At 74.6% G+C, this 9,189-nt stretch carries 7 protein-coding genes and 1 pseudogene; 2 read left to right on the top strand and 6 right to left on the bottom strand.

Annotated elements, in window-relative coordinates:
* Window positions 1-452: 452 nt before the first annotated feature.
* The 5 genes and pseudogenes from ABT160_RS45595 to ABT160_RS45575 all read right to left on the bottom strand — a co-directional run.
* Window positions 453-890 (bottom strand): annotated as a pseudogene (locus tag ABT160_RS45595) (alcohol dehydrogenase catalytic domain-containing protein); the annotation flags it as partial.
* Between the two features lie 198 nt (window positions 891-1,088).
* A complete protein-coding gene (locus ABT160_RS45590; RefSeq protein WP_351655959.1) occupies window positions 1,089-1,628 on the bottom strand; it encodes a helix-turn-helix domain-containing protein in 540 nt (179 codons plus the stop codon).
* Window positions 1,629-1,783: 155 nt separating this feature from the next.
* Window positions 1,784-1,999 (bottom strand): MbtH family protein, encoded by a 216-nt coding sequence (locus ABT160_RS45585; protein WP_351655956.1) that lies wholly within the window; start codon window positions 1,997-1,999, stop codon window positions 1,784-1,786.
* 16 nt (window positions 2,000-2,015) lie between these two features.
* On the bottom strand, window positions 2,016-3,536 hold the full coding sequence (locus tag ABT160_RS45580; protein ID WP_351655954.1) for a methyltransferase: 1,521 nt from the start codon (window positions 3,534-3,536) through the stop codon (window positions 2,016-2,018).
* A 65-nt stretch (window positions 3,537-3,601) separates the two neighbouring features.
* Window positions 3,602-4,378 (bottom strand): thioesterase II family protein, encoded by a 777-nt coding sequence (locus ABT160_RS45575; protein WP_351655951.1) that lies wholly within the window; start codon window positions 4,376-4,378, stop codon window positions 3,602-3,604.
* 204 nt (window positions 4,379-4,582) lie between these two features.
* On the opposite strand from ABT160_RS45575, the gene ABT160_RS45570 reads away from it, so the two are divergent.
* Both ABT160_RS45570 and ABT160_RS45565 read left to right on the top strand, forming a co-directional pair.
* Entirely contained in the window at window positions 4,583-4,891 is a 309-nt protein-coding gene (locus ABT160_RS45570) for an acyl carrier protein (RefSeq protein ID WP_351655949.1), read from the top strand.
* Entirely contained in the window at window positions 4,888-7,236 is a 2,349-nt protein-coding gene (locus ABT160_RS45565) for an amino acid adenylation domain-containing protein (protein WP_351655947.1), read from the top strand. Before ABT160_RS45570 ends, ABT160_RS45565 begins: the two co-directional genes overlap by 4 nt.
* A gap of 46 nt (window positions 7,237-7,282) precedes the next feature.
* Here ABT160_RS45565 and ABT160_RS45560 read toward each other — a convergent pair.
* Window positions 7,283-9,189, bottom strand: a 1,907-nt coding sequence (locus tag ABT160_RS45560) for a flavin monoamine oxidase family protein (protein ID WP_351655944.1), incomplete at its 5' end; no start/stop codon positions are given.

Raw genomic sequence — 9,189 nt, 5'->3', positions numbered from 1 at the left:
GAAGGAGCCCGCGGTCATCACCACGTACTCGCACTCGCCCATGGCCGTCAGGGCCTCCGCCACCGGTCCGAGGTCGCCCTCGACGTGGATGCCCAGATCTCGCGCCCGAAGGCCCTCACCCCGGCCGTCCACCGCTTGTACTCCGCGGTGCCGGTCTCCGGCACGCGCCCCCAGTGGTCGTACTTCGTCCGGTCGATCACGCCGACGGCCCCGGCGTCGAGGCAGTACTTGGCCTTCTCCGGGGTGGACACGACGGCGATCGGGCGGCCGCCCAGCTGCCGCGTCAGCGAGATCGCCATCGAGCCCAGGCCGCCGGAGCCGCCCCAGATCAGGACCGGGTCACCGGGCTGGACCGTGTGCGGGGCCCAGCCGTTCAGCTGGCGGTAGGCCGTCGCGCCGGTGAGCAGGAACGCCGAGGACTCGGCCCAGCCGAGCCGGGCGGGCCGGGGCAGGCACTGGAAGTCGGCGGCCAGCGCGAACTGCGCGAAGGAGCCCCAGTTCGACTCGTAGCCCCACGCCTGGAGGGAGGACGCGAGCATCGGGTCCACGCCGAGCATGACGTCGGGGTCGTCCCGGTCCCACAGGCCGGCCGAGACGATGACCTCGTCGCCCACCTTCACCTGCTTGACGCCCGCCCCCACCTTCCAGACGATCCCGGAGGCGTCGGACCCGCCCACGTGGAAGTCCTCCTGGGCGCCCTGTCGTTGGCGCGCCCCCACGACGTCGACCGGGTGGCCCTTGGCGGCCCAGACGTTGTTGTAGTTGACGCCCGCCGCCATGATGGCGACGAGGACGAAGCCGGGCGGGACCTCGGGCACGTCGACGACCTCCGTGCGGAAGGCCGTGGCCGGAGCGCCGTACCGGTCCGGGCGGATGACCGACGCGTACATGGAACGCGGCACGGTCCCGAGCGGGGGCAGGTCCCCGACCTCGTAGAGGCTGCTGGTCGTCAAGGTGTCCAAGGTGATCTCCGGTGTCGAGTGGTCGGTTGGTCCCTGGTCACTGCCAAGTGCCGCCCGGCGCCGGAGGGTTGCCGTGCCGGTCGGTGGTGCCGGTGCCACGGTGGTGGCGCTCCGGGTCCGCGCCGGTCAGACCCCGGCGGTGTTCGCCGGCCGGGGCGCCTCGGCGGTGGCGGCGTGCTCCAGCATGTAGCCGCGCCCCCACACGGTCCTGATGGACAGGTCGAGGGGCTGGAGCCGGCGGCGCAGCCGCATGATGTGCAGGTCGAGGGAGTTGCGGTTCAGCGTCAGCGCCTGCCGGGCCGCGCCCCGCTCGAACTCGGTGCGGTGCACCACGTCGCCGAACCGGTCGATGAGGAGCCGCATCAGCTCGGCCTGCGTGCTGGAGACGGTGAGGGAGTGGACGCCGAAGGCCACGGTCCCGGTCGAGTCGATCGTCGGCACCCGGTTGCTGTCGAAGCGGTTCTGGAGGACCGCGACCCGCGCGTACAGGTCGTCCCGGGAGACGGGCGGGCGCACCCAGTCCTCGACCGGGTCGTTGCTGATCGGCGGCTGCGCGCCCGCCTCCACGACGAGCAGCCGGGGCGTGCCCTCCCTGCGGCAGCGGGTGCGCAGCTCGGCCTGCGCCGGCCATCGGACGAAGACGACGTCGGAGTTTCGACCGCCCACAGCACAGCCTCCCTGTACGTCCCGCGTGCATCCCGGTCCGTCCACGAAAGTCCATGGGCCTCTCGGCGCGGACGGGCCCCGGACGCGTCCCGGTCGAGTCCCGGGGGAGGGGCGTCGGTCGTCCGTACGGGCAGGACGGCCCGGCCGGTGTCGCCTCAGCCCACGGGCGCCGTCCCGCGCAGGACGCGGGGCCGCAGGTCGAGCCAGTGCTCCTCGACGTAGGCCAGGGCCGCCGCCCGGTCCGTGAGCCCTGCCACGACCCGCCAGCCGGCGGGCACGTCGGCGAACGCGGGCCACAGCGCGTGCTGCTGCTCGTCGTTGACGACGACGTGGAACGCGCCGTCCTCGTCGTCGAACGGGTTCACTGCCATGTCCTCTCCCTCGTGGTCACCGTCGCTGTTCACCATCGGTCCGTTCCGGTGCGGGGAGCGCGGCGCGGTCGACCCCGCCCCGCGCGTCCAGCGGCAGGCGCGCGAGGACCACGACGTCGTCCGGCACCAGGTGCGCGGGCAGTTCGTCGGCCAGGTCCCGGCGCAGGGCTCCCGGCAGCCTGGACGCCTTGCGGGAGGCCACCGGTACGTTGGCGAGTGCCCGGGCCCGGGTGTCCAGCGGCCGGTACACGCCGCCGTACCGGCCCGTGCCGTCGGCGGGCACGAACACGGCCTCGAACCAGCCGGGCGCCTCCGCGGACCAGGTGCACAGGACGGTGCGGCCGTGCTGCGCGCTCCAGGACTCCAGCACGGCCGGGTCGAGCGAGGTCTCGCCGCCCGTGGCGGGCACCCCGCACTCGGCCGCCTCGCGCGCCAGCCTCCCGTTCGGGATCCGGCTCACCCTGAACCCGCCCTCGTGGCGCGCCAGTTCGTCCTCCAGGCCGGCCACGTCGGCCACGTCCGTGCCCCAGACGACGGTCGGGACGCGCGAGACGTCCACGACGTGCGCGGCCCCGGTCCCGCGCTTGTGCAGGACGACTTCATAGCGGTGGCGTGTGAGTTCGTTGCCGTCCGCGCCGGGCTTGAGCCGTACGTCCACGGCCGCGACGTCGCGGTGGGCACCGGCCCACTCCGCGAAGAAGCCCGGGTCCAGGCAGAGTTCGCTCTCACCGGCCAGGGCGCGCGCCACTGCCGTACGGATCGCCGCCGGGTCGCCGTCCGGGCGCTGGGCGTACTGCACGGCCGTCAGGAACTGCCGCAGGGTGCCCAGGTTGCGCACGTCGCCGAGGACGATCCGCCCGCCGGGGGCCAGCCGGGCGAGGGCGACCTCCAGGACGGCCGAGAGGTAGCCGGCGTCGGGGAAGTACTGCACCACCGAGTTGAGGACCACCGTGTCGAAGTGCCCTGTGGGCAGCCCCTCGTCGGCGTCGGCGGGCAGGCACCGCAGCGCCACCCGGTCGCGGAGCCGCGGGTCCGAGGCGACCTGGCGGGCGAGGCGCTCGATGACCGGCCCGGAGAAGTCGGTGCCCCAGTACTCCTGGCACTCCGGGGCCAGCGGCCCGAGCAGGAGGCCCGAGCCGACCCCGACCTCCAGGACGCGGCGCGCCCCCAGCCCGCGCACCCGCGCCACGGCGGACGCACGCCACGCGCGCATCTGCTCCAGGGGGATGGGCTCGCGGGTGTACGAACTGTTCCAGCCGGTGAAGTCGTCCTCGACGCCACCGGTGTCCACGCTCCCCGGGTCCGTGGCGCCGTACATCGAGTCGTAGACGGCGCGCCACTTCTCCACGTGCCTGCTCACGTCCGCCCGGGGCACCCGGGGCACCACGTACGCCACCAGGCGCGGCTCCCCGGGCCGGTCCTCGCGGGCGACCACGGCGGCGTGCGCCACGGTGTCCCGCGCCAGGAGGGCGGCCTCGACCTCCTCCCGCTGCTCGCTGGACCAGCTGCGCTCGTGCGCGTACGTGAGGGGCGCCATGCTCCGTGAGCCTTTCGGTCGGTCGGGAAGGGGTGTCCGGAGGGGGCGGGGCGTGCGGGCGCCCGTCAGGCCCCGGTCGCCGGGGCGAGTGCCGCGACGGCCTCGCGGACCGCCGCCGCCAGGTCCGCCGGGGCGCTGCTCGGCAGGTCGTGGTCGCCCGGCAGCGACACCACCCGGAACGGGCCGGTGGTGAGCGCCCCCCAGGCGTCGATCTGGGCGGGTCCGACCGTGTGGTCGTCCAGGCCGTACACCGCGACCGTGGGCACCGCGACGGGCGCGGCGCCCCCGCGCTCGTACAGCCCCAGCTCGTGGCTCTCCAGGAGTTCGTAGTCGGCGCGCAGCGCGGGCTCGACGATGTCGAGCAGCTCCTCGTTCGCCAGCAACTGGGCCGGGAGGTAGCCGTCCTTGACGACCTGCTGGAGGAACTCCCGTCGCGGCAGCGCCCACGTGGGCTCGCGGCGGACGCTGCCCGGGGCCGGGTGCGAGGAGACCACCAGCGCCCGCACCAGGGCCGGGCCCAGCCGCCGGGCCACCTCGAAGGCGAGCGTCGCGCCCGCGCAGTGCCCGTACAGCACCACCGGACGCCCCTGCGCGTGCGGGCGCATCTCGGCGGCGAGCTTGTCGGCCAGGTCGGGCAGCACGGTCTCCAGCGGCTCGCCGAGCCGGGACTCCCGGCCCGGCAGGCGCACCGCGAAGGACTCGAAGGCACCGGAGAGTTCGACGCACAGCTTGCGCACCGTGGTCACCCCGGCGCCCGCGTGCGGGAAGGCGTACAGCGCGTAGTCCCTCGGGCCTTCGTGGGGGACGCCGACGAACCAGCGGCTTTTCGTGTTCGTTGCCATGTACGTGAGGATGACCAGTCACCGCGGCCCGCGGCCGCCGATCCTGAATGACCTCTGAAAGATTCTCCGGTGCGTGCCGACGGCCGCCGCGAGACTGGCGTCCGGTCCTCCCGCCCGTCCCGGCCGCGGCCCCTGGCCGCCGCCGCCCGGGTGGCGGGAGCCGGTTGGGCCGGCAGGGCACCCAGACGCGACGCGGGAGACACGGTGGACGATTTCGGATCGGTCGGGGCAGCGCGTACGGACCACGCCGGGGACGAGGGCCCGGACCTGGGACCGCTGCGCGCCCGGGTGCGGGAGCAGTGGGCCGAGGTGCTGGAGCACGACGAGTTCGGCGACGACGAGGACTTCTTCGAGGCGGGCGGGGACTCCCTGCTGGTCGCCGAGGTCATGGCCGCCCTCGGGGCCCTGCTGGGCGCGCGGCTGCCCCTGCGGCTGTTCTTCGAGCACCCGACGGTGAACGAGCTGACCGCCGCCCTGGCGGCCCACGAGGCCTACCGGGCCCCGGCCCTGTGAGCGCCCGGCCCGCGTCCGTGCAGGACGCCCCCTGGAGCGCGTGGAACGACACCGCACGACCGTTCCGCGACGACGCCACGCTTCCCGCCCTGGTCGCCGAGGCCGCACGGCGCGACCCGGACCACCCCGCGATCGTCACCTGCGACAAACGGGTCCTCACCCACGGCGAACTGGACCGCCTCACCGACCGGTTGGCGCACCTGCTGCGCGAGCTGGGCACCGGACGCGGCTCCACCGTCGGCGTCTACGGCACGCGCGACGCCCCGGCGCTCGTCGCCGTCCTCGCGATCGTCAAGGCGGGAGCCGCCTACGTGCCGCTCGACCCGGCCTGGCCCGCCTCCCGCGCGGTCGGGCTGCTCGACCAGCTCGGGGTGACGACCGTGGTGACGGACCGGGCCTCCCTGCCCGCCGTGCAGGAGTTCCGCTGGGAGGTGCCCTCGCTCCGGCACGTGCTGTGCCCCGACATCCCCGAGGAGCACTCCTGGGCGGCCACCTTCCGGCGCGAGCGGATCGCCGACCTCTTCGACCACCTGTCCGGCTCCCCCGACCCGCTCGAAGCCGCGGGCTTCAACACGCGCCGCGACGCGGAGCGTCCCTACACCGCCGACGACGTGCGCGGCTACCAGGACCACGTGGCGCGGCTCGTCCGGGCCGCCACGCCGGTCGAACGCCCCGCGGTCCTCGAGGTCGGCTGCGGCTCCGGGCTGATCGTCGAGGCCCTGGCCCCCTCGTCGTCCCGCTACGTCGCCGTCGACGCCTCGCCGGTGTCCGTGGCCCGCAGTGAGGAGACCGGCGCCCGCGCAGGGGGCGCGGTGGAGGGCGTGGTGTGCTTCGCCCACGAGGTCGCCGAGCGGGTGAGCGGCCCCTTCGACGTCGTCGTACTGGCCAGCACCGTGCAGTTCCTGCCGGACCTCGACCACCTGACCGGCGTCCTCGACGGCCTCGCCGGACTGCTCGCCGACGACGGCGTCATCGTCCTCGCCGACCTCCTCGACCCCGGCGCGGGCACCCACCCCGGCCTGCGGGTACCGCCCCGCTACGTCGAACGGCTCCCCGAACTCCTGCCCGCCCTGTCCCGCGCGAGCGTCCACCGCCGCGAGGCCGGGGACTTCGCGGGCGAACTGGCCGAGCGCTACGACGCCGTCCTGCGCGCCGTACCCTCCCGCGACTCCCACGGCCGCGCGGCGCACGCCCGCGAGCCGCTGTGGACCGGCCACCACGTCGCGCTGCGGCCGGCCGAGCCCCTCACCACCGACCCGACGGCCGACGACGCCGCGTACACGATCTTCACGTCCGGCTCGACCGGCGCGCCCAAGGGCGTCGTCGTCACCCACCGCTCGGCCGTCAACCTGGTCGACTGGGTCAACCGCACCTGCGGCGTCGGCCCCGCCGACAAGCTCCTCTTCGTGGTGTCCTTCTGCTTCGACCTGTCCGTCTACGACATCTTCGGCACGCTGGCCGCGGGCGGCACCCTGCGCCTGGCCTCCACGGCCGAACTGGCGGAGCCGGACGCCCTGGTGGACGTCCTCGAACAGGAGGGCATCACCATCTGGAACTCCGCGCCCGCCCTCCTGGCCATGGCCGTCCCCTTCGCCCAGGCCCGGGAGCCCGCGGGCCGCGACACGCTGCGCCTGGTCATGCTCAGCGGGGACTGGATCCCGGTGCCGCTCCCCGACCAGATCCGCGAGGCGTTCCCGAACGCCCAGGTCGTGGCGCAGGGCGGGACCACGGAGACCACCGTGTGGTCCAGTGACTACCGGGTGGGCGAGGTCGACCCCGCCTGGCCGAGCATCCCGTACGGCAAGCCCATGCAGAACGTCCGCTACTACGTGCTCGACGCCCGGCTGCGCCCCTGCCCGATCGGCGAGGAGGGCGACCTGTACATCGCCGGCACCTGCGTGGCCATGGGCTACGCAGGAGCGCCCCGTCTCACCGCGGCCAAGTTCCTGCCCGACCCGGGGGCCCGGCACCCCGGCGAGCGCATGTACCGCACGGGGGACCGCGCGCGCTGGCTGCCGGACGGCGAGGTGGAGTTCCTCGGCCGCCTCGACGACCAGGTCAAGGTGCGCGGGTACCGCATCGAACTCGGCGAGGTGCAGAGCGCGTTCCTGCAGTGCCCGGGCGTCCGTGCCGCGTCGGTGGTGGCGCCGATGGGCCGCAGCGGCCGCAGCCTGGCCGCGTTCTACGTGCCGACGGCCGCGCCGCTGCGCAAGCCCGAGATCGTACGCGCCCTGCGGGACCTGCTGCCCTCGTACATGATCCCCGGCCGCATCGTGGCCCTCGACGAACTGCCCCTCACCAGCACGGGCAAGGTGGACCGGGCGGCGCTGCTGGCCAGGCTCTGAGCGGGCGCCCGCGCGGCCCGCGCACTGCCCCCCGGCTCCCCGCGCCTCAGGTGCGGGGAGCCGCGTTCACCTCCAGCGCGACGCGCACCGCCGACTCCAGCGCCCCCTCGATCCAGGCGGGCTTCAGCGAGGTGTGGTCACCGGCGAAGTGCAGGGGGCCGTGCGGGGTGCCGAGGTCGGGGAACAGCTCGGTGTGCTGCCCAGGCAGGAGCACGGACGCCTCGCCGTAGGCGTACGGGTCGCGCAGCCAGCTCTGGGTCTGCCCGGCGCCGGTGTAGAACACCTCGATGCGCTGCCCGTACACCTCCTGGAGCCCGCGCAGGGCGCGGGGGTAGCGGTCGTCGTCGTCCATGCAGTCCCAGCGCACCGCGTCGTCGGTCCAGCTGTACGACGCGAGGACGACCCCGCCCCGGCTGCCCGGCACGGGGTGGGAGGGGTGGAACATGAACCGGTTGGTGTTGTCGGCCTTGGACCCGCCGCCGAAGGTGCGCGAGGCCTCCGGCTGGTCGCGCTCGACCCAGCGGTAGGCGGCGTAGTACGTGCGCTGGCCGTCGGAGATGTGCCCGTGCGGTACGGAGGGGTGGGCGCCCAGCAGCCTGCCGGTGTTCTCCACGTCGGCCCCGCCCTCGCGGTAGGCCGCGTACAGCCCCGGCTCGACGGCGTCCAGCTCGCGCCGCCAGGTCGCCTCGTCCCACTCCCACCAGCGCCTGCTGAACTCCAGGAGCACCTTCGTCGCCGCGTCGTAGTGCAGCTCGATGATCCCGCGCCGCTTGGGGTAGGGCAGCGGCGGCGTGATCTGGACGTGGCGCAGTGCGGGCAGGGGCACGGTGAGGATCGCGTAGTCGGCGGTGAACCGCTCCCGTACGACCGGTCCCTCGCGGCCCTCGGAGACCGTGTCGAACCGGATCCGCCCGGCGTCGGCCGCCCGTCCGGACGGCTGCGGGCCCCGTGCGGGCTCCGGTGCCCCATAGTCGATGCGCGTCACGCGGCGGTCGAACCTGACCCGGTCGGCCACCGGTCGCAGCAGGGCGTCGATGAGGGTCGCGGTGCCCCCGGCCAGCTCGTGGAAGGCGGTGGACGGGCTGATCAGCGAGGTGGAGATGAAGCTGTGCAGGAAGGACAGCGGAAGCCTGGAGGTGAGGTTCTCCAGCGTGCCGATCAGGTCGATGGTCCGCTCGTCGAGGCCGACGTGCTCGCTCAGGAACCGGTAGAGGGAGTACTCGCCGAACTCCTCGACGACCCGCGTCCACCCGGCGACGGCCTCGGCGGTCGGCTTGGTCCTCCGGGTCCCGTCCGCCCCGCGCGTGCTGAACTCGTCGCGCACCGGGTCCATGGCGTCGGCCACGATCCGCGCGGCGGGCACGTCCCAGTACTCCTCGGGCACGCCGAAGGACTTGTTGACGACGCGCGGGTCCCGGGCGTACGCGCTCTGCCGCACCCGGACGCCGTTGACCAGGAGCCAGCCGTCGTTCGTGACGTGACCGCGCGCGTCCTCGACGACGAGCTTGAACGGCTGCTTGCGCAGGCCGAGGTCGTCGATGAGCGCCATGACCAGCGGATGGTTGCCCGGCAGGCGCATGGCGCCCGCCTCGGCGTACTGGGCGGGGTCGGAGAAGGGCTGCTCGGCGCGCTCGTGGCCACCGCTGCGGAACGTCTTGACGCGCCCACCGGCACGGTTGCCGTTGGCCTCCAGGACGGTCACCCGGTGTCCCGCGCGCCGCAGCAGGCGCGCGGCGAGCAGCCCCGAGGGGCCCGCGCCGACGACCACCACGTCGTGCGGCCCGGTGCGGGTGCGCGGCAGCCCGTCGCGCAGGACCGCCAGACAGGCCGGGGTCAGCGGCTCGTCGTCGGCGTCGAGCCGCAGCACGGCCCGGGCCACCACCCCGGCACGCTCCGCCGCTGCCGCGTCCTCCCGCCGGGTCGTCCGGGGGCGGGCCGCGGCCTGCGCGGTGT

This window comes from Streptomyces sp. NPDC001941 (assembly GCF_040296945.1).
In the GTDB taxonomy this organism is placed as follows: Bacteria; Actinomycetota; Actinomycetes; order Streptomycetales; family Streptomycetaceae; genus Streptomyces.
Note: the sequence above shows the minus strand (reverse complement) of the source record. Positions and strands in the feature narration are given on the sequence as shown.

What these genes read in the sequence shown, in the direction of transcription:
- ABT160_RS45575 (WP_351655951.1), bottom strand. Translation starts at nt 4,378, where the DNA reads ATGGCAACGAACACGAAAAGCCGCTGGTTCGTCGGCGTCCCCCACGAA.
- ABT160_RS45585 (WP_351655956.1), bottom strand. Translation starts at nt 1,999, where the DNA reads ATGGCAGTGAACCCGTTCGACGACGAGGACGGCGCGTTCCACGTCGTC.
- ABT160_RS45580 (WP_351655954.1), bottom strand. Translation starts at nt 3,536, where the DNA reads ATGGCGCCCCTCACGTACGCGCACGAGCGCAGCTGGTCCAGCGAGCAG.